Source organism: Flavobacterium urocaniciphilum (assembly GCF_900110615.1).
In the GTDB taxonomy this organism is placed as follows: domain Bacteria; phylum Bacteroidota; class Bacteroidia; order Flavobacteriales; family Flavobacteriaceae; genus Flavobacterium; species Flavobacterium urocaniciphilum.
The window spans coordinates 261945-281657 of record NZ_FOEI01000001.1 but is presented as its reverse complement, the minus strand read 5'-3'; the positions used below and the strand labels follow the sequence as shown (position 1 = coordinate 281657).

Below are 19713 nucleotides of genomic sequence, written 5' to 3'. Positions count from 1 at the left end.
TCTTTATTTTTACTTTTTATAAAATTTATCCCAAAAATGAACACATCAATTATCTTAGTATTCGCCATTTTAGTATCGTTAGCCATTGGTTTTTATATTGGCAAACTGCTTTCAAAAACACAATCTAATGCTGAAAAAAGCAATTTAGACGGACAATTAACTTCACAAAATATTCAACTTTCAGAATTAAAAAATTCTTTTCAAAACTTACAAAACGAAAAACAAAAGTTACAAGCTGAAAAAGAAGAATTTGCCATTTTATTAGCGAAAAAGGAAAATGATTTCGATAATTTATTGGAACGCACCAAAGAACAAAAAGAGGAATTAACCAATTTACAAGAGAAATTCACTAAAGAATTTGAAAACTTAGCGAATAAAATTCTGGATGAAAAAACACAGAAATTCACCGAACAAAATAAAGAGAATTTAAAAAATATATTATCGCCATTACAAGATAAAATTCAGCATTTTGAGAAAAAAGTTGAAGACACTCATAAAGAAAGTATCGATTACCATGCCGCATTACGTCAGCAAATACTTGGCTTACGAGAAATGAATGAGCAAATGAGTAAAGAAACCATTAACCTTACAAAAGCCTTAAAAGGTGATAGCAAAATGCAAGGAAATTGGGGTGAATTGGTTTTAGAACGCGTATTAGAAAAATCGGGATTAGAAAAAGGTCGCGAATACGAAGTGCAACAATCGTTTACTTCTGAAGATGGAACAAGAATTTTACCTGACGTAATCATTAATTTACCTGATGGAAAAAAGATGGTTGTAGATAGTAAAGTTTCATTAACTGCATATGAAAAATATGTAAATGAAGAAGATGATAATTTGCGAAACACTTATTTAAAAGAACATGTTAATTCTGTAAAACGACACGTTGAACAATTGAGCGACAAACGTTATCAAGACATCTACCAAATGGAAAGTCCGGATTTTGTGTTGTTATTTATTCCAATTGAGCCAGCGTTTGCTTTAGCCTTACAAGAAGATGCCAGTTTATACAACAAAGCATTTGAAAAAAATATTGTAATTGTTACACCTTCTACTCTTTTGGCAACTTTACGCACCATTGATAGTATGTGGACCAATCAGAAGCAACAAGAAAACGCTATTGAAATTGCAAGACAAGCTGGTGCTTTATATGATAAATTTGAAGGTTTTGTTTCCGATTTAATTAAGATTGGAAAGAAAATGGATGAAGCAAAAGTGGAATATTCTTCTGCTATGAATAAGTTAACAGAAGGAAAAGGAAACTTAGTTACAAGTGCAGAAAAATTGAAAAAAATGGGTGCAAAAGCCAAAAAAGCCTTACCAGAAGCCCTATTAAAAAGAGCTGAAAATACCGAGGAATTACTCTAATCAAACTAAAACGTTATGAATTTAGGAAGAAAAATTTTAGTCTATTTAATTTTATTCATCACATTAGGAACTACTGCTTATATTGCTTTTTGCTATACTTTCAATTATAGTAAATCCGTTAGAAGTGGTGTATTAACTAAATTTGGTGAAAAAGGTTATGTTTTTAAAACTTGGGAAGGGGAAATGAGTCAAGGTGCCATGAGTACACAATTATTTCAGTTTTCAGTTTTAAGAAATGAAACACAATTGATTGAAGATTTAAAGAAATATCAAGGTAAATACGTAAAAATAGAATACAATCAAAAACTTCGTACGTTTCCATGGTGGGGCGATACTACGTATTATGTTATTAGTGTAATTCCAGAAAGTAAATAATGAACAATTCCAATACCGTTTCCGCTTCAAAAATAACTTTATCAGAATTAATGTTACCTTCACATAGTAACTTTAGTGGTAAAATTCATGGTGGTTATTTATTAAGTTTGATGGATCAAATTGCATTTGCATGTGCTTCTAAATATTGTGGAAGTTATTGTGTTACAGCATCCGTTGACACCGTAAACTTTTTAAATCCTGTAGAAATCGGTGAATTGGTGACATTAAAAGCAAGTGTAAATTATGTCGGAACCAGTTCTATGGTTGTTGGAATTCGTGTTACTTCACAAAATATTCAAACAGGTAAAGTAAAACACACCAATTCGAGTTATTTTACTATGGTTGCTAAAAATGAAAAAGGTAAAAATGTTCAAGTTCCTAAATTAATTTTATCCAATTTAGATGAAGTTAGACGTTTTTACGAAAGTGTAAATCGAATTTCTCAAAAAAAACAATCACTACAAGATGAAATTACTTTAGATTATTCTTCACCTGAAGCGTTAGAAAATCTTCAAAATTATAACATCATCTTAAACCTTAATAAATAACGTTTTTATAACATAAAACTTAAATTTTAAATAATTATCACAATTATTACTGTTTTTGTTAATATTTTTTTATTATTTTAGTAAAAAATAACAACAAATGCATAAAAAATTACTCTCATTTCTATTTTTATTAAGCCTATTAATCGTACTACTTTCATCTTGTAATGGTGAAGAAAATAGTGAATACACTCCTATTCCAACATCGCCTGTAACGGTAGATTTAACACAAGTACCTTATCCAAAATTATCGGATTATCATTTTTTTGAAGGAGATATGAAAAATCAGTTACCTTCTTTAAATGTAATTCCTTACAAACCTGCTAGTTCCCTTTTTAGTGATTATGCACATAAAAAAAGATTCATTTGGATGCCAATTGGACTTAAAGGAACCTATAATGGTGACGGCAATGTTTTAGAACTACCTGTTGGAGCGGCATTAATTAAAACTTTTTATTACGATAATGTGCAACCAAATAATGATACTAGAATTATTGAAACTAGAATCATGATAAGAAAATCAACAGGTTGGATTTTTGCAAATTATGTTTGGAATACAGAACAAACTGAAGCTTTTTTAGATTTAAACGGTAGTTACACAAACATTTCTTGGAAAGACGACAATAATGTAATTCAAACTGCTAATTACAGAATACCTTCTGAAGTTCAATGTATTACTTGTCATAAAAAGAAAGAAATCATCAATAATGTTGAACAAGTTGTTCACATTCCTATCGGAATTAAACCTCAAAATTTAAATTTCAATTATACTTACGGAAATGTTTCTCAAAATCAATTAACTAAATGGATTGAACAAGGTTATTTAGAGAATAATTTTACCTTACCAACCGAAGCAAATACCACAATTGATTATAACGACACTTCAAAATCTTTGCATTTAAGAGCGAGATCGTATGTTGATATAAATTGTGCACATTGTCATACAGAAGGCAGACATTGTGATTATAGACCTATGCGTTATTCATTTACAGAAACAGGAAGTGCGAACGGATTAGCAAACATGGGAGTTTGTGTTAGTACTCAGGATATGCAAAACTTTCCACCAGCATTAAGTAAAATTGTAACACCAGGAAACATTAATCGATCTATGATGTATTACCGATTAAATACGGATAATGAAACATATAGAATGCCTTTACACGGAAGAACTATCATCCATCAAGAAGGAATTGCCTTAATGGAACAATGGATAAATTCATTAACACCTTGTAATTAATACAAACCAACTACTAAAACTTTAAATAATGAAAAAAATTTACTCATTACTTTCTCTTGTAGCAATTTGCTTAAATGTAAATGCACAAGATACTTGTTTAACTGCTGTTCCTATAACCGCAGGATTACATGTTGTTACCGCCGTTAATGGCACACAAGTACCAAACCCAATTTGTGCACAAAATGGTACAGGAGCTACAGCTGGTGAGTGGTATATTTATACTCCATCTCAAACGTATACAGTAACTGTTTCTTCAAACATTGCTCAAAACAATCCAAAAATAGATACGCGTTTCCATGTATATTCTGGAACATGTGGTACACTAACTTGTGTTGGTGGTGATGATGATTCTGGAGCAAACTATTCATCTGTAGGATCTTTTACTGCATTTGCAGGAACTCCTTATTATATTGCATGGGATAACAGATGGTCATCTTTAGGATTTACTTTCCAATTAACGGAAGGAACATATACTCCTCCTCCTCCAACACCAATTAGTTATACTAGCCAAACGGTTTCAACAATTAACAGTACATATAATATTTGTGTTGTTGATATGAATGGCGACTATAAAGATGATATTGTAGGAGTTAGTGCAAATACATTAAAAATTCATCAACAAGGATTAGGCGGAACTTTAACGCCTTATGTATTTACAGTAGCTGGAGCAAGTGATATGCCAGATTGGAGTATTGCTGCTGGTGATTTCAACAAAGATGGCTTTAATGATATCGTTTTAGGAAGTGGAAGCGGTTTAGCATTATGGCATTCAAATAGCACTGGAACAGCCTATACAAATGTTAATCCTACTGATTATATCTTTTGTCAAAGAACCAATTTTATTGATATTAATGATGATGGAAATTTAGATATATTTTCATGTCACGATATTGCCCCAAATGTGTATTATTTAAATAGCGGAACAAACACATTAGTACATCATCAATCTGGACAACCTGGTTCTTATAATTTAGGAACATTATCTAATGGAGGAAATTATGCTTCATTATGGACTGATTATGATAATGACGGAGATTCAGATATGTTTATTTCTAAATGTTCTGGACCTCCATGTGAATTACATAGAAATGATGGAAATGGTGTTTTTACTGATATTTCTGCAATAGCACAAATTAATACAACACCAGTACAATCATGGTCTTCTGCCATTGCTGATTTTGACAATGATGGCGATATGGATATTTTGGTAGGTGCAAATGGAAGTAGCGGACATATGTATTTTAGAAATAATTTAGATACTTCTAATAGTGTTGAAGAACCTTTTACTAACATTACTGCAGGTTCTGGATGGGATACTGATACATCAATAAATAGAGATTATATCGCTTATGATTTTGACAATAATGGATTTATTGATGTAATGGGTGGTGGAAATAAAATCATGTTCAACCAAGGTAATGGTACATTTGCAGCTTCAGCATATACATTTGGAGTGGGATCTATTGGCGATTTAAACAATGACGGCTTTTTAGATATTGCAAATGGAAATACAATTCGTTATGCCATTCCAAATGCTAATAATTGGGTAAAAATTACGATGCAAGGTGTACAAAGTAATAAAAACGGAATTGGTGCTCGTGTTGAAATATACGGAGCTTGGGGTAAACAAATTAGAGATGTTAGAAGTGGTGAAGGATTTGAATATATGAGTACTTTAAATACTCATTTCGGAATTGGAACAGCAACAGCTATCACTCAAATTAAAATTATTTGGCCTTCAGGAACTGTAGATGTAATTAACAATCCGAACATCAACCAAACGGTACATGTTATTGAAGGTAATTTCCCATTAAGTTTAGCTGAAATTGGTGAAGATCAAATCAGATTATATCCAAATCCAACTTCAAACATGTTACATATTACAAATGTTGACAAATTAAATATCGAATCTATTTCAATCATAGATGCAACAGGAAAAATAGTAAAAAAGATTTCAACTAATTATAATGAAATCAATGTGTCAAACTTAAGTGAAGGAATGTACATTCTAAGCATTCAAACAAAAGATGGAAAGAAATTTGCTGAAAACTTCATTAAGAAATAATTCTAACCAAACAAAAGGAAAAAAGGTTGTCAATTACGACAACCTTTTTTTTATAAATTAACTTTTTCAAAAGCGTTCAAATCTTCTAGATGTAAAACTGTTTTTGTATTGTTTTCATTTTTAGAAAACATAGGAAGAAATTTTGCGCCATAGATTATTTCATCAAATGTATAAGAAGTTCTTCTTACAACTGTAGTGCTAAACATATCATCAAAGGCTTTAATAAAAACTATAATTTCACCACTGGTAGTTTTTAAATCTTCTTCATTTAAAACAAACAACGGACTATCTTCAGTAATTGGATGAACTAATGTCCAACTTAACGTTAGCATATTAATTTTTTCCAATTCTAAATTTAAGTTATAAAACTTATTAGAAGTAACACCATTTTCTTCAGTAGCGATACCCAATGTTATCCTTGCTTCTGCATCTGTTAATACTGTATTTTTATAGGGTGCAAAACGCAGCATTAAGGCTTTTCCATTTTGATAAGGAGCAATTAAAGCATTATCTGAAAATTTTAAAAATGCTTTAGGTTTACTAAATCTACCATAAAATAAACCTGTGGCTATTGCAAAACTTAACAACCCTAACAATGCTTCTACTGAAGCCACTAAACTGGTTACAAAACCACTCGGACTAACATGCCCATACCCTACTGTAGTTAAAGTTTGTATACTAAAAAAGAATGCTTGTCCAAATTGATCTACTTTAGTAACGGCATCAATTCCTCTTAAATTTTCTACTCCAACAGCAAAGTAAATCGTTGCAAAAACTAAATTTACAATAAAATAAAACAGTAAGATGATAAAGAAAAACTTCCAACGTGGAATTTTAAGCATAATATGATACCAACTTATACTTTCAAAAAAACCTACACCAACTTTATGGATATTCGGATTTCCATTTCTATTTAGAAACCTTCCACCATAATTACTTGCATTTGTTCCAAAACCAGTATTAGATTCAGTCTTTGCTCTTTTATTTAATTTTTTCAGTAATCCCATAAATAAAAAAGTCCCAATTAAGTGGGACTATGTAAAATTATAATTTTAATAATTATTCAACAACACTTTCATGAATTTTAAAAAACACGAATTAAATTAAATCCGAAAGAAATTTGCCCTTTACCCCAATCTCCTACTGTATTGCCAAGATAACCCGACTCATGCATTCCTTGAGAGTTTGTAAAATGCATTTGGAAAACATGTCCTCCAGTTTCTAAATCAAAACCAATAGAAAGTGGATTTTTAAAAGGTGAATTAGCGGCTCTATTTAAATGTGCTGCATAATCTACATTAAATGACCAACGTTTAGTGAATTTATATCGACCACCTAATCCTAAAGCAAACTGACTGTTATCTTGTTCATTAAAATACACATAATTTTCATGGAAATAAGTTGGTGCTAATTCCATAGATAAATTTTCATTAAATTTTCTCGAAACTAAAACTTGTGTTACATACGAAATACGATCTTCAAATTTAAGCTTTGGCAATAATACTTTATCTAATTCTGAATTAATTGCAATACTATTAAAACCAACAATTTCAAATGGTGAACCCGATGTTTTTTGATTTACTAATTGATATTTAGCTGCAAATTCATAAGCTTTTTGAAATCCATCTCTTGAAACTTGGACATTAAATTTATCTGAAATACCATAAACAAACTGCAAACGAGTATTGGCATTATCTAATCCGAAAAAATCTTCAAAACCATTTTCAACATATCCAAATCTATGAGAAACCACAAAATACAAATCTTTTTTCGCTGCCAATTTAGTAGATTCTAAATTAACAATTTTCAACGATTTATAAGCTGAAGTAATAATTTCATTAGAAGAAGTTGAATCAATCTCTTTTAATAAATCATCTTGAGCGGCCATAAAAAATGGAACCATACAAAATAAGAATGTAATTTTCTTGATCATAATATTTATTTTATAGTTGATTGATCTAATTTTATTTCACCTAATAAATTATCGTAACCTATTAACCTGCCTTGAATTGAAATTTCTGTATTAACCTCAACTTTAGTATCTTTTACTAATATGGCTAATAATTTTTTATCAATTACAATGGTTTTACTTGGAACGTCTACACTTGTAACTTTCCCAGAAATTAAAACTGGTTTATCTAAATATTTAGTGTTTGCTTTGGTTTCATCTACTTCAAACTCTTTTAATAGAGCAGGCACTTTTAAAGCAAATGCAGCTTCTTCTTTTGCAATATCTCTATGTTCGTGATACAAATATCTATAACCGAAATACATTCCAATAATTAGTACAACTAAAATCAAAAGTTTCTTTTTCATACTACTTTTTTTTAAATCCTTATAAAAGAAAATTACTTGCTGATACTTATATTAAACAAGCAAGTATCAAACCCACTTTATAAGTTTTTTATTTCAAATTTAATTATTTTTTCATACTTTTACTTAAAATAATTCATTTATTTAAATAATAAATTGACAATATGAGAAAATTAGCTTTCATAATTATTCCAATACTTACAATTACGAGTTGTACTAATCATTCTGAGGAGGATTTAACGGACCCATTAGTTTTAGGCAATACAAAATTTGCTACAGATGTAAAACCAATAATAGACAACAATTGTATTTCATGTCATGCTAATGTTCCTCAATTTGGTGCACCAATGCCCTTAACTTCGTTAGAAGCTGTAAAAGAAGCTATAATTAATAGAAATCTTATAGGAAAAATTTCACGTCCTGATGGCGCTCCGGGTTTAATGCCTTTTGGTGGACCAAGATTGCCTCAAAATTCAATTGATAAAATTGTTGATTGGAAAAATAGTGGATATTTGGAATAGTATTTGATTTACAACATAAAAAAGACTCAAAATGAAAAATTTAATTTTAGCAATACTTGTACTGTTCTGCTTAAGTTTCACTAAAGACGAAGCTAAAAAACTTACTAAAACAGGATCTATTACTTTTGAAGCTTCAGTACCTTCGTTTGAAGAAGTAAAAGGTAAAAATGATGCTGTAACTTGTGTTTTAAATACAACTAACGGTGAAATTGCAGCATTAGCTTTAATGAAAGGATTTCGATTTAAAGTAGCCTTAATGGAAGAGCATTTTAATGAAAATTATATGGAAAGTTCTAAATATCCAAAAGCTACATTTAAAGGAAAAATTGAAAACTTTGATGTTTCTAAATTAACAACAACTACTAAAGATTATACCATTAAAGGTAAATTGGAGTTACATGGAAAGTCGAAAGACATTGTAAGTATTGCAAAAATTAATAAATCAGGAAACGATATTGAACTTAAAACTTCATTCTCTGTAAATGTTTCCGATTTCGGAATTGAAATTCCAAGTGTTGTTGCTAAAAAAGTTGCCAAAAAAGTTGATGTAGATTGTAACTTTTTATTAAAATAACGACTTATCTCAAAACAATTTAAAAACTATTTATGAAAAACTTAAAACAATTTGCATTTATTGCAACATTACTTTTTAGTGCACAATTTTTTGCACAAAATTTAAAAACTGGAGCAGTAACTTATGAAATGACTATGCCAGGTAACGAAGATGTTTCAGCTTTGGGTTCTAATACAATCAAAATTTCATTTAATGAAAAATCTGTAGCTACTCAAATGAATATGATGGGTGGAATGATGTCTATGAAAACAATTACAGCTGACAAAAAAGATACTAAAAACACTGTTATGTTAATGGAAGTTATGGGTAAAAAATATCATATAACTGATGCTGATGCAGAAGGTTTAAGCAAAAATGATGTTGGTTCTATGAAAGATGCAGTATCTGTTACTTATGACAAAAAAGACAAAAAGGAAATTTTAGGATACAAATGTTATAAAGCTGTTGTAACTATGACTAGTGGTGAAAAAAGTAAATTTTACATTACTGAAGCCATTGCACCTCAAACTAACGCAGATGACAAAGTAGTTCTTGCTGGTTTTCCATTGGAAATTGAAGCAGGTGAAGGTGAAAGTCAAGTAATTTTAAAAGCAACAGAATTTAATAAAACGATATCTGAAAATACTTTCGTAATTCCAGAAGGATATAAAAAAGTAACACAAGCTGAATTACAAGAAGAATTAGGAGGCGGGTTTTAAATTCCGACTACATAAAATAAAAAATCCCAATTTTTCAATTGGGATTTTTTTTAAACAATTAAACACCAAACATCATTTTTTAAAGTTTTGAATATTAACTAAACTTTATGAATGAAAAAAATTGCTTTTTTAGATTAACAGCACAAAAAATTTATTTTCTTAAAGCAATGTTATAACTTTAAAAATAACTTTCATACACTACCAAATATAAGTTATCGCTTTTATTCTTTTATGAAATTGTTGCGAACTACACTTTTCTGTATGCGAATGGTAAATAATTAAAAGTCCCTCCAAAGAGGGACTTAATTAAGTACTAAAAATTAAAACAAAATAATTACTGAAAATTAATTTTTCACTATTTTAAAGTTTGAAGTCCCTTCATTTGAAGATACTTTTAATAAATATATAGCTGTATTAAAGCTCGATAAATCAATCGTATTTGTAGTTGCATTTAAAGATTGATTCATTAAAACTCTTCCATTTAAATCGATTAATTCAACATTTACATTTGATAAATCAGCAATTTCTAAATACAATACATTTGAAGTTGGATTCGGATATAATTTAATTTTACTAGTCAAATCAAAATCAGAAGCCGATAAAACCGTACAAGTGTTTCCTGTTGTAATTGTTGAACCCGATTGCCAATTTGATGTAGCTCCTGTTAAAGCAAAATTTGTTAGAGTTCCATTATAAGTTCCTGTTTCATCAATTAATGTAGTTACACTTGAATTATTTGCATTATTAAACCCTTGATTGAATTTATAGTATGCTATTAATTCAGGTTGTGCCTGTGCTTCACAATTCATAGTAGCTTGAATATCTGCTTGTGTTAATGCAGAATTCCATACTCTTAACTCATCCATATCTCCAGAAAACATTTCTGAAAAGCCTGTTAATCCAATATTAAAAGGTTGAGATGAAATCGGTAAAGAGTAGCTTAAAGCAACAACTGTTGAAGCAACTTCATTTCCATTAACAAATAATTTTAATGAACTATCATTATAAACCATCGCAACATGTGTCCATGTATTAGCAGTAATTGTATTTGCTGCAGAAGTAGCTACATATGTTCCAAAACCTAAAATAGCCTCTAATGAACTACCATTAATTCTGAAAACCAATTGAGTTCCTCCTCCTCCATTATGGTTAGAAAATATCGTTTTGGCATTTGAATTTGTTACATTTGGTACTTTTATCCATGCTTCTACAGTTACTAAACTTCTACTTCCTAAATAAGTAGTAAGAGCCGTTCCAATATTTACATTATCATTAACTCCATCAAAATTTAAATGAGTTGCAGCGGCATTAACATTTACTTCAATTTCTACTCTTTCACTTTCACAACCATTAGCATTTGTTGAAGCAACCCAATACGATGTTGAACCAGCTGTTGCTGTACTTGGTGTTGGTGCTGTAGTAGAACCTGCTCCACCAATTGCTACAGTATACCAAATTAAACCAGTTCCATTTGCACCTACAGTTGCCGTTAATGGTGATGCTGATGCCCCTTGATTATACACAACTGGAGTAGTTACAGATGGGACAGATGGAATTATTGAACCAGTTGTTACTGGAGAACCAGCCAACCAGTTTGAAATTGAACCATTTAAAGCAAAGTTTGTTAAAGTACCATTATTCGCATTTGCAGTTGCATCTGTTAAAGAAGTAATACCTGCATTATTAACTGCATCTGCACCTTGATTAAATTTATAATAGGCTAATAAACCCGGTTCTGAACCTTGTAATTCACAATTTTTAGATCCATTAATTTGATTTGGTGTTCTTACCACATTCCAAATACGTACTTCGTCTATATTCGATTCTAAAAACTCATTAGAATTACGTTCTTTTCCAATAAATAAAGGTGTTATAGTTGTGATGTTTGCTGTTCCTATAAGAGCATTAGTTACATTCGCTTCTACAATTCCATCAACATAAAGTTTAATATTATTATTAGCTCTATCCACCACACATGCAACATGATGCCAAATATTGTCGTTTAGATTTGTAGTACCTATTAATCCAGCACCAGTTCCTAACATGGTTCCGTTTCCAAATTCTAATGCAATTTTATTATTAACCACTACAAATTGAATTCCAACAAAACCGGATGAAGTAGCTTTAGTAATAATTCCTGAGTAGCCACCTTGAGCAGCACTCATTTTTACCATAGCTTCTAAAGTTAAATTTCCTGTTCCAAAAGCTAATGAACTACTATTCGGTACGTTTACGAAATCATTAGTTCCATCAAAATTTAAATGCGTAGCAGGGGCACTTACATTCACTACTACTTCTACTCTTTGACTTTCGCAACCATTTGTATTCGTATTGGAAACCCAATATGAAGTTGTACCAACTGCAGATGTATTAGGTGTTGGAGCTGTACCAGATCCTGTTCCACCAGTTGAAGCGGTATACCATAATAAATTATTTCCAGAAGCAGTTAATGGTGCATTTTGACCAACAATATAATTTTGTGGAGAAGAAACTACCGGAGTTGTAATTGCTACATAAGGTTGAACATTTAAATCATTCAAATAAATACAAGATTGCGCATCTCTTGCAGCATTAAAAACATCGGGTTTGCCATCGTTATTAAAATCACTAATTGCAACACCATTCCATGAAGTAGATAACACTTGACTATTATTAGTTAATTGACATCCTGAATTTAAAACATACCTAGTGGTTTTATCAAAAAGATTAGTATAGACTATATCTGACCATGTATCACCATTTAAATCTACTAAATATAAATTACTCGCACCAAAATTTACTAATGAGCTAGAACTAACTGTTCCAAATAATCCTGTACCATCATTTTTCCATAAATGTAATCCAAAATTGTTATAATTATCATAAGCTAAAAAATCTAAATCACCATCTTTATCCCAATCTACTAAAAAACCAAATCCTGTATAAGTAGTAAATGCTTGACTTGATGTAAAAACACCAGAACCATTATTTTTATATACTTTACCAACCCAGCCTCCAGTACCTGTAATTGTTAAATCAAGATCCCCATCGTTATCAATATCCCCAACTGCAGCACCATTGTTAACATAAATCCCTAAATTATCAAATTCTGAGGCTAACGTAAAATTAGCATTACCTGTTGTTCCTGAATTTATCCAAAGCTGATTTTTATTTGTTGCTGAATTTTGTGTTCCATTTAACCAAAGAACATCTTGTTTTCCATCACCATTAAAATCTGCAATTTTAAAATTACTAATAGCTCCTGTTGCAGTATAAAAAGTACCTGGTAATTGAGTAAATACCGCAGATCCATTATTAATAAAAATTTTACCTGTTACACTTACAACATCAACATCTCCATCATTATCAATATCCTTTGATTCAATTTTTGTCCATGAAGACAAACCACTGAAAATATTGGTTGAAGTAAAAGAATTAGAACCATTATTAGTGTACAAAAAATAGGAACCAGTTTCATCACAAAGAATGATATCTTTATCATTATCAGCATCATAATCTGCAATTGCTGGTGTATACATTCTGCTTTGTGGGCCTGTAGTAGTCCCAATACATGTTGAGGCAACAAATGAATTGGATTGTGAATTCACTTGTAAGCCTAAAAACAAGGTAAATAATAAGTAAAATTTTTGCTTCATAATTATACGTTTATAGTTTATGAAACAAAAGTATTTTTAACCTTTATATGTGTTTGAAAAATGTTGTGTACAACCGAAGTTTGTAGGAGTTTAACAAAGAATTTTTATTTTGTTAAATTTTAACGTTAAAGCTTCTCGATATTGGGATTTCTATATCATTTAGAAAAACAGAATTTGACGTTTTTTTTGTTATTCTATTTTTATTTATAATGTAAGAACGATGGGTTTTGCAAAACATATCCTTATCAATTTCTTTTAAAAATCCATCTAAACTTTTTCTCAAAACATATTTTTTAGAAATTGTATAAATTTCAATATAAATATTATCACTTTTTATGTAAATAATGTCGTCAAGAAATAATTTAATTTCATCATATCCATCTTTAATAATGGTATAACTTTTAGTGTTTTTAAAACTCGCTAATTGAATTGCAACTAAAACATCCGATTTTTTAATTGGCTTGGTTAAATAAGTTTCCGGATTGGTATTAATTGCTTTTTGAATAGTTTCAGGATCATTTTGAGCTGTTAAATAAATAATTTTTGCAGCTTCATTTTTCTTAAATGCTAATTCTATTCCTGTATTTAAACCATCTAAATTAATGTCTAACAAAATAATTTCCGGTTGAAATGATTTAAATTTTTGTTCTGCATCTTTTACATCGTACGCCACTTCTAAATTTACAAAACCTTCTTTTTGCAACATTTTAAATATAAAATTTGCAATTAATATTTCATCTTCAACAATTAATATTTTAGTCTTATTTTCCATTTCTTTCACTTAATATTTTTGAAATATAAATTTCAAATCCTTCTTTTGATTCAATTGAGTATTCTGCTTTAATTTGTTTACAAATGGTAATAATTAAATTTGGAGTAATCGATTTTCCTATAGTATTTTCTCCGTTATCCTTATAATTCAATTTTAATGAATTATTTTCTTTAAAAACTTGAAGCGAAATAATTCTTTCGTCTTGATCTACAAATGCATATTTAATAGAGTTTATAAACAATTCTGTTACCAACAAACCCAAATACATAGCAATATCAATAGAAATATCTAATTTTTTAATTTCATAATGTACTTTAATTTCTTTCTCAATAAATAGTTCTTTAAAATTATTGACAATTTCATTTAAATAAATTTCAATATCAACCGATTTTTTATCTTTTGATTGGTATAAATGACGATGTAAAGTAGATATTGATTCTAATTTTGATAAGATTTTCAAAATAGAAGATTGATCCGTTTCTGAATGTTCTAATTTATCAAGTTCTTCATTTAAAAGTACAATAATTAACTGCAAATTATTGTTAATACGATGATAAGCTTCATTTAATAAAAACGCATTTTCTTTTGAATAAATATCTAATTGTTTATTGGCGATTTTGACTTTATTACTATAATACAATGATGACAACAATCCGAAAATGAATAATAAAATGATAAAAACTAAGTAAAATTGATTCTTTCTCGCTTTTTCATAATCTTCTTTACTTTTTAAAAGTTGATGATCACGATTTAATATTTCTTGTTGTTGTTCTTCTTCTAATAATTTTTCTTTGGCATTATTTTCATAAAACAAATCGGTATATTTTAATCTTAATTTTAAATTATCATAAGCGGACGATTTGTCTCCTAAATGTTCAAAGGCATTTTGTTTGGTATCATAAAATAATAACTTTTGAAAATAATTATCGTCATTTTCAAGTAACTTCAAACCTTCATCACATTTTTCAATGGCAGAAGTAAATTTTTTCAGTTTTTCAAAAACTCGAGCACTGTTCACTAATGCATCACAGGTTTGAGATTTATCTTTAATACTTTTGGCAAACTCATACGATTTCAAATAAAATTTAATACCATTCTCTAAATCATTCTTTTGTTCGTATACATAACCTATTTCCATTAAACAGGTGAATTTAAAAGAATTGTTTTTAAGTTTTTCAGCAATTTGCAATGCCTTTTTAGAATAAATTAAAGTAGAATCAGGCATTCTATAATATTCTGAAAATAATGCCGCTTTTCTATTATAAAAAAACATTAAATTATAATGATTAACCTTGCTTTTATGTTCTTTTATTAAAGCAGTTACTCTATTTAAATACTTTTCAGATCTATTAAATAATGCGGCATGTCTATAAATTTCAATTAATTTAATGTTGCATAATATTTCTGTATTAAAATCTTTATTTTCTTTAGCGTAAGTAAGTATTTCAGAAATATATTTATACGAATTAGCATAATCAAATTTCACTTTACAAGAATCTGCTTTCTGTAAATAAAAATTCATTTTTTTATTAATTACAGAATCTTCTGAAATTTTTACTTCCTGACAAATTGCAAAATTGCAACCTATCAAAATCAAAAAAAGGAAAATACTTTTAGTAAAATTCATTGGATTGGAAATCTATTTCAACAGGAAAGCTTAGTAATGTAAATTTATATAAAAATAACTTTCGTTTTAATTTCTTAGTTGTTTTTTTAAAATGAATCGTAAATAAATATAAAAAGAAAAGCTCTGACAAATGCCAGAGCTAATCCTTTTGAAAAAAAAATTACTTTATTGTTTTACTATTTTATAGGTTGAAGCTCCTTCATTTGAAGACACTTTTAACAAATAAATAGCCGTATTATATGAAGATAAATCTATAGAATTAGAAGTAGAACTTAACGTTTTATTCATTAATACTCTACCGTTTAAATCAATCAATTCAACAACTACATTTGACAAATCGTTAAATTCGATATATAAAATATTTGAAGTTGGATTTGGATATAATTTTATATTGTTTTCAATTGCAAAATCATTTGAAGACAATGCTGTACAAGTATTTCCATTAGAAATTGTTGAACCCATTTTCCAATTTGATGTTGCTCCTGTTAACGCAAAATTTGATAATGTTCCAGTATTTGATCCAACTGCATCAGTTAATGAATTAATTCCAGCATTTGAAACTGTATCATTACCTTGATTAAATTTATAATAAGTTACAATATTCGTTTGTGAACCTTGTAATTCACAATTCATTGTATTAGTAATATCTAAAGGTGTTAAAACGGCATTCCAAACTCTAAATTCATCAATATTTCCTTTAAAATATTGACCACCTCCGTCTCCTAACCAAGCTCCAATTGTTGTTGCAGTTACTGAAGTATCATTTGGTAATGAAAAATCACCTACAGCAGTAGCATCTAAAGTACCATTAATATATATTTGAGCTTGTGTGTTAGTAAAAGTAACTACTACATGTGTCCATTGATTAGCAGATATTGTAGCATTACTTAAAATATATGCTCCATTTTTAGATTGATAATGTAATTTCCCAATAGCAGCATTCCCACCACCTAAAGTTAAAGTTGCGTAAGAGTTTTCAGAATTACTTTGTTTAGAACAAATTGTTTGATTATCTAAAGTTGTTGCAGTTGGATAAATCCATACTTCAATTGATCCTTGAGGTAAATTATTAATTGCAGTTGCAGGTAAAGCAACATTATCATTTGTTCCATCAAAATTTAAATGAGTTGCTGGAACTAAAGCATTAACAGTTACCACAATTTCTTGTCTTGCACTTTCACAACCATTAGCATTTGAAGAAGATACCCAATATGAAATATTTCCAACTGTTGCTGTTGAAGGTGTAGGAGCTGTTGTTGATCCAATTCCTCCTGAAGCCACAGTATACCATAATAAACCAGTTCCATTGGCACCTACAGTTGCTGTTAAAGCTGAAGCAGTGTCACCTTGATAATAAATTACAGGTGATGAAATTACAGGTGATGAAGGAATAATTGAACCAGTTGTTACAGCTGAACCTGCTAACCAGTTTGAAGTAGTTCCATTTGATGTAAAATTAGATAACGCACCGTTTGAACCTGTTGTAGCTGTTAATGTAGTAATAGCAGTATTATTTCCTTGATCAAAACCTTGATTGAATTTATAATAAGTTACTAAACCCGATTCAGTACCTTGTAATTCACAATTTTTAGAACCGTTAATTTGATTTGCAGTTCTTGCCACATTCCAAACTCTAACATCATCAAATGAACCGTTAAAATTTCTACCAGAACCTGTAGCAAAACGAGCATCTTTTCCAATTTGTAATTGAGCTGATGCATTGGCTAATATAGAAGTCGAAATTCCATTTGTTGTACTATTACTCAAAGCACCATTTACATAAATTCTTACTCCATTTGCATCTGCTACACCAGCAATATGTGTCCAAGTATTTAATGGAATAACTGCTGAATTATTACTGTTTTTCCATGTACCTGCATCATTTACCAAAAATGAAAATGTATTATCTGTATTTCCATGCATTAACCAAACGTTAGTTGCCATTGAATCCGTTGCACCCGATTGTCCAATTCCTGAACCAGTTGCTATTGTTCCTGTTCTATAAACCCAAAATTCTACTGAAATTTGATTCGTAAAGTTTGTATAAGGAGTTGTATTTGCAACAAAATCATTTGTTCCGTCAAAATGTAAATGAGTAGCTGGAGTTTCTGCTAAATCGTTAATTGTAATTGTAAATTGTTTTTCAAAAAACAAACCACCTTGATCCGTTGTTCTAACACGAATTGAATACGAACTTTTAGTTTCAAAATCGGGACTATTTGTAATTCTTAAACCAGAACCACTAATATTAAAAGAAGCATTATCAATACTACCAGTTCCTCCTACTAATGTATAAGTAAATGTATTTCCTGCATCAACATCTGTCGTTGAAAAATTTCCAACTGTTGAATTTGCTGCAACATTTTCATTAATCGCAGAAGCTGACAAACTAATATCTGTTGGATTTTCGTTTACATTATTAATAGTTACAGTAAATTGCTTTTCAAAAGTTAAAGCCCCTTGATCTGTTGATCTAACACGAATTGAATACGAATTTTTTGTTTCAAAATCAGGGCTATTTGTAATTCTTAAATTTGAACCACTAATATTAAAAGAAGCATTATCTGTGCTACCTGTACCTGCAACCAATGAATAAGTAAAAGTATTTCCTGCATCAGCATCTGTTGAACTTAAAGTACCAACTGTTGTGTTAGCTGCAACATTCTCATTTAAACTTGATGCTGACAAAGAAATGTCTGTTGGACCTTCATTTATATTATTAATGGTAATTGTAAATTGTTTTTCAAAAGTTAAAGAACCTTGATCTGTTGTTCTTACACGAATTGAATAAGAGCTTTTTGTTTCAAAATCTGGACTATTAGTAATCCTTAAATTCGAACCACTAATATTAAATGATGCATTATCTGTGCTACCTGTACCTGCAACCAATGAATAAGTAAAAGTATTAGAAGCATCAACATCTGTAGAACTTAATGAACCAACTGTAGTATTTGCAGCTACATTTTCATTAACTGATGTTGCCGATAAACCAATATCTGATGGCGATTCATTTATATCATTAATTGAAACAGTAAATTGTTTTTCATAAAATAGCGAACCTTGATCGGTTGTTCTTACACGTATAGAATATGAACTTTTTGTTTCAAAATCGGGACTATTTGTAATTCTTAAACTTGAACCACTTATATTAAAAGAAGCATTATCTGTACTTCCGGTACCTGAAACTAAAGTATAAGTAAAAGTATCACCTGCATTAGAGTCTGTTGAAGATAAAGTTCCAACAGTTGTATTAGCCGCAACATTCTCGTTAACTGAAGAAGCTGACAAAGCCATATTAGTAGGAGCAGTGTTAGGTACAATTGCAGGACCAACTATAATATTATCTATAGCATAATAAATAATTGCTTTGAAATTAATTGAAACAGAAGTAGTGTAAACTCCACCTGCACCCGGGCTAATTGCTGCAGAAGAAAAAGTATAATTATTCCAAGCAGTACCAGGTGTCATTGGTGTCATGTCGTTATAGGTATAGGTATTAGCCGTTAAAGTATACCAAGGTGGTAAAGCATAAAAAGCTGAATAGGAATTCATTCCTTGTTGATTTACCCAAATTCCATAAAATTGAAAAGGTTGACCATCCGCTCTTTGTAAAGTAAATGAATCTCCACCAGAACCATCTTTTCTTAGACATTTAGAATTTGATTCTCCTCCACTTCCAACATTAGAAAATGAACCATTTCCTCCAGAAGTTAAAGTATAAGCTACACCACCAATAGTAATGTTTGCTTGAGTATTCCATGGTGAACCAGCTACTATGGCCGCATCAGTGGAAAAATCATAAGTTGTTTGAGAAAAACTTAACAAAGTAAACAAACAACTAAAAAACGATAAAAGGTAATTTTTTTTCATAGAGTTACTCTAATTTAATTTTTAGTTGATGCAAATATATTAGATAAGAATTCCTTAAAAACACAAAAAAAATGAAATGAAAAACATTGTATTTGAAATGCGGAATTTTGTAT

15 protein-coding genes are annotated in these 19713 nt (G+C 29.7%); 8 read left to right on the top strand and 7 right to left on the bottom strand.

Translation table 11 applies throughout. The annotated features are described in order from the left end of the window. Positions 1-36 precede the first annotated feature (36 nt). From rmuC to BMY86_RS01290, 5 genes are all read left to right on the top strand, one after another. On the top strand, positions 37-1368 hold the full coding sequence (rmuC, locus tag BMY86_RS01310) for a DNA recombination protein RmuC (protein ID WP_091464133.1): 1332 nt from the start codon (positions 37-39) through the stop codon (positions 1366-1368). 15 nt (positions 1369-1383) lie between these two features. Continuing rightward, positions 1384-1743: a 6-phosphogluconate dehydrogenase gene (locus tag BMY86_RS01305; protein WP_218141963.1), complete on the top strand. Its 360-nt coding sequence runs from the start codon at positions 1384-1386 to the stop codon at positions 1741-1743. Beyond that, positions 1743-2291: an acyl-CoA thioesterase gene (locus BMY86_RS01300; protein WP_091464129.1), complete on the top strand. Its 549-nt coding sequence runs from the start codon at positions 1743-1745 to the stop codon at positions 2289-2291. Before BMY86_RS01305 ends, BMY86_RS01300 begins: the two co-directional genes overlap by 1 nt. 97 nt (positions 2292-2388) lie before the next feature. Continuing rightward, entirely contained in the window at positions 2389-3525 is a 1137-nt protein-coding gene (locus BMY86_RS01295; RefSeq protein ID WP_091464126.1) for a hypothetical protein, read from the top strand. A 28-nt stretch (positions 3526-3553) separates the two neighbouring features. Then, complete coding sequence (locus BMY86_RS01290) at positions 3554-5590, top strand: FG-GAP-like repeat-containing protein (protein WP_091464123.1); 2037 nt, start codon at positions 3554-3556, stop codon at positions 5588-5590. Positions 5591-5640: 50 nt separating this feature from the next. On the opposite strand, the gene BMY86_RS01285 is transcribed toward BMY86_RS01290, so the two are convergent. The 3 genes from BMY86_RS01285 to BMY86_RS01275 all read right to left on the bottom strand — a co-directional run bounded on the left by BMY86_RS01285 (position 5641) and on the right by BMY86_RS01275 (position 7906). Then, a complete protein-coding gene (locus BMY86_RS01285; protein WP_091464120.1) occupies positions 5641-6597 on the bottom strand; it encodes an ion channel in 957 nt (318 codons plus the stop codon). A gap of 77 nt (positions 6598-6674) precedes the next feature. Then, on the bottom strand, positions 6675-7523 hold the full coding sequence (locus tag BMY86_RS01280; protein ID WP_091464117.1) for a DUF5777 family beta-barrel protein: 849 nt from the start codon (positions 7521-7523) through the stop codon (positions 6675-6677). Positions 7524-7528: 5 nt separating this feature from the next. Continuing rightward, a complete protein-coding gene (locus BMY86_RS01275) occupies positions 7529-7906 on the bottom strand; it encodes an OB-fold protein (RefSeq protein WP_091464114.1) in 378 nt (125 codons plus the stop codon). A 161-nt stretch (positions 7907-8067) separates the two neighbouring features. Here BMY86_RS01275 and BMY86_RS01270 point away from each other — a divergent pair, with 161 nt between their 5' ends. From BMY86_RS01270 to BMY86_RS01260, 3 genes are read left to right on the top strand one after another with little or no spacing between them, the layout of a single operon-like run. After that, entirely contained in the window at positions 8068-8424 is a 357-nt protein-coding gene (locus BMY86_RS01270) for a c-type cytochrome (RefSeq protein WP_091464111.1), read from the top strand. A gap of 31 nt (positions 8425-8455) precedes the next feature. Then, positions 8456-8998 carry a YceI family protein gene (locus BMY86_RS01265; RefSeq protein ID WP_091464107.1) on the top strand — a complete coding sequence of 181 codons (543 nt, stop codon included), beginning with the start codon at positions 8456-8458 and terminating at the stop codon, positions 8996-8998. A gap of 32 nt (positions 8999-9030) precedes the next feature. Further along, positions 9031-9696, top strand: coding sequence for a hypothetical protein (locus BMY86_RS01260; RefSeq protein ID WP_091464104.1), 666 nt, complete (start codon positions 9031-9033; stop codon positions 9694-9696). Positions 9697-10040: 344 nt separating this feature from the next. On the opposite strand, the gene BMY86_RS01255 is transcribed toward BMY86_RS01260, so the two are convergent. The 4 genes from BMY86_RS01255 to BMY86_RS01240 all read right to left on the bottom strand — a co-directional run bounded on the left by BMY86_RS01255 (position 10041) and on the right by BMY86_RS01240 (position 19600). Continuing rightward, positions 10041-13331, bottom strand: a complete 3291-nt coding sequence (locus BMY86_RS01255; protein WP_091464100.1) for a LamG-like jellyroll fold domain-containing protein — start codon at positions 13329-13331, stop codon at positions 10041-10043. Positions 13332-13443: 112 nt separating this feature from the next. Further along, positions 13444-14103, bottom strand: coding sequence for a LytR/AlgR family response regulator transcription factor (locus BMY86_RS01250; RefSeq protein ID WP_091464097.1), 660 nt, complete (start codon positions 14101-14103; stop codon positions 13444-13446). Beyond that, on the bottom strand, positions 14093-15625 hold the full coding sequence (locus BMY86_RS01245) for a tetratricopeptide repeat-containing sensor histidine kinase (RefSeq protein WP_177177103.1): 1533 nt from the start codon (positions 15623-15625) through the stop codon (positions 14093-14095). Before BMY86_RS01245 ends, BMY86_RS01250 begins: the two co-directional genes overlap by 11 nt. Before the next feature lie 270 nt (positions 15626-15895). Continuing rightward, positions 15896-19600 (bottom strand): LamG-like jellyroll fold domain-containing protein, encoded by a 3705-nt coding sequence (locus BMY86_RS01240; protein ID WP_091464090.1) that lies wholly within the window; start codon positions 19598-19600, stop codon positions 15896-15898. Between the last annotated feature and the right edge of the window lie 113 nt (positions 19601-19713).

Coding starts and splice junctions, on each gene's coding strand:
- rmuC (WP_091464133.1), top strand. CDS start 37: ATGAACACATCAATTATCTTAGTATTCGCCATTTTAGTATCGTTAGCC.
- BMY86_RS01260 (WP_091464104.1), top strand. CDS start 9,031: ATGAAAAACTTAAAACAATTTGCATTTATTGCAACATTACTTTTTAGT.
- BMY86_RS01300 (WP_091464129.1), top strand. CDS start 1,743: ATGAACAATTCCAATACCGTTTCCGCTTCAAAAATAACTTTATCAGAA.
- BMY86_RS01250 (WP_091464097.1), bottom strand. CDS start 14,103: ATGGAAAATAAGACTAAAATATTAATTGTTGAAGATGAAATATTAATT.
- BMY86_RS01285 (WP_091464120.1), bottom strand. CDS start 6,597: ATGGGATTACTGAAAAAATTAAATAAAAGAGCAAAGACTGAATCTAAT.
- BMY86_RS01245 (WP_177177103.1), bottom strand. CDS start 15,625: ATGAATTTTTATTTACAGAAAGCAGATTCTTGTAAAGTGAAATTTGAT.
- BMY86_RS01280 (WP_091464117.1), bottom strand. CDS start 7,523: ATGATCAAGAAAATTACATTCTTATTTTGTATGGTTCCATTTTTTATG.
- BMY86_RS01275 (WP_091464114.1), bottom strand. CDS start 7,906: ATGAAAAAGAAACTTTTGATTTTAGTTGTACTAATTATTGGAATGTAT.
- BMY86_RS01270 (WP_091464111.1), top strand. CDS start 8,068: ATGAGAAAATTAGCTTTCATAATTATTCCAATACTTACAATTACGAGT.
- BMY86_RS01240 (WP_091464090.1), bottom strand. CDS start 19,600: ATGAAAAAAAATTACCTTTTATCGTTTTTTAGTTGTTTGTTTACTTTG.
- BMY86_RS01290 (WP_091464123.1), top strand. CDS start 3,554: ATGAAAAAAATTTACTCATTACTTTCTCTTGTAGCAATTTGCTTAAAT.
- BMY86_RS01305 (WP_218141963.1), top strand. CDS start 1,384: ATGAATTTAGGAAGAAAAATTTTAGTCTATTTAATTTTATTCATCACA.
- BMY86_RS01265 (WP_091464107.1), top strand. CDS start 8,456: ATGAAAAATTTAATTTTAGCAATACTTGTACTGTTCTGCTTAAGTTTC.
- BMY86_RS01255 (WP_091464100.1), bottom strand. CDS start 13,331: ATGAAGCAAAAATTTTACTTATTATTTACCTTGTTTTTAGGCTTACAA.
- BMY86_RS01295 (WP_091464126.1), top strand. CDS start 2,389: ATGCATAAAAAATTACTCTCATTTCTATTTTTATTAAGCCTATTAATC.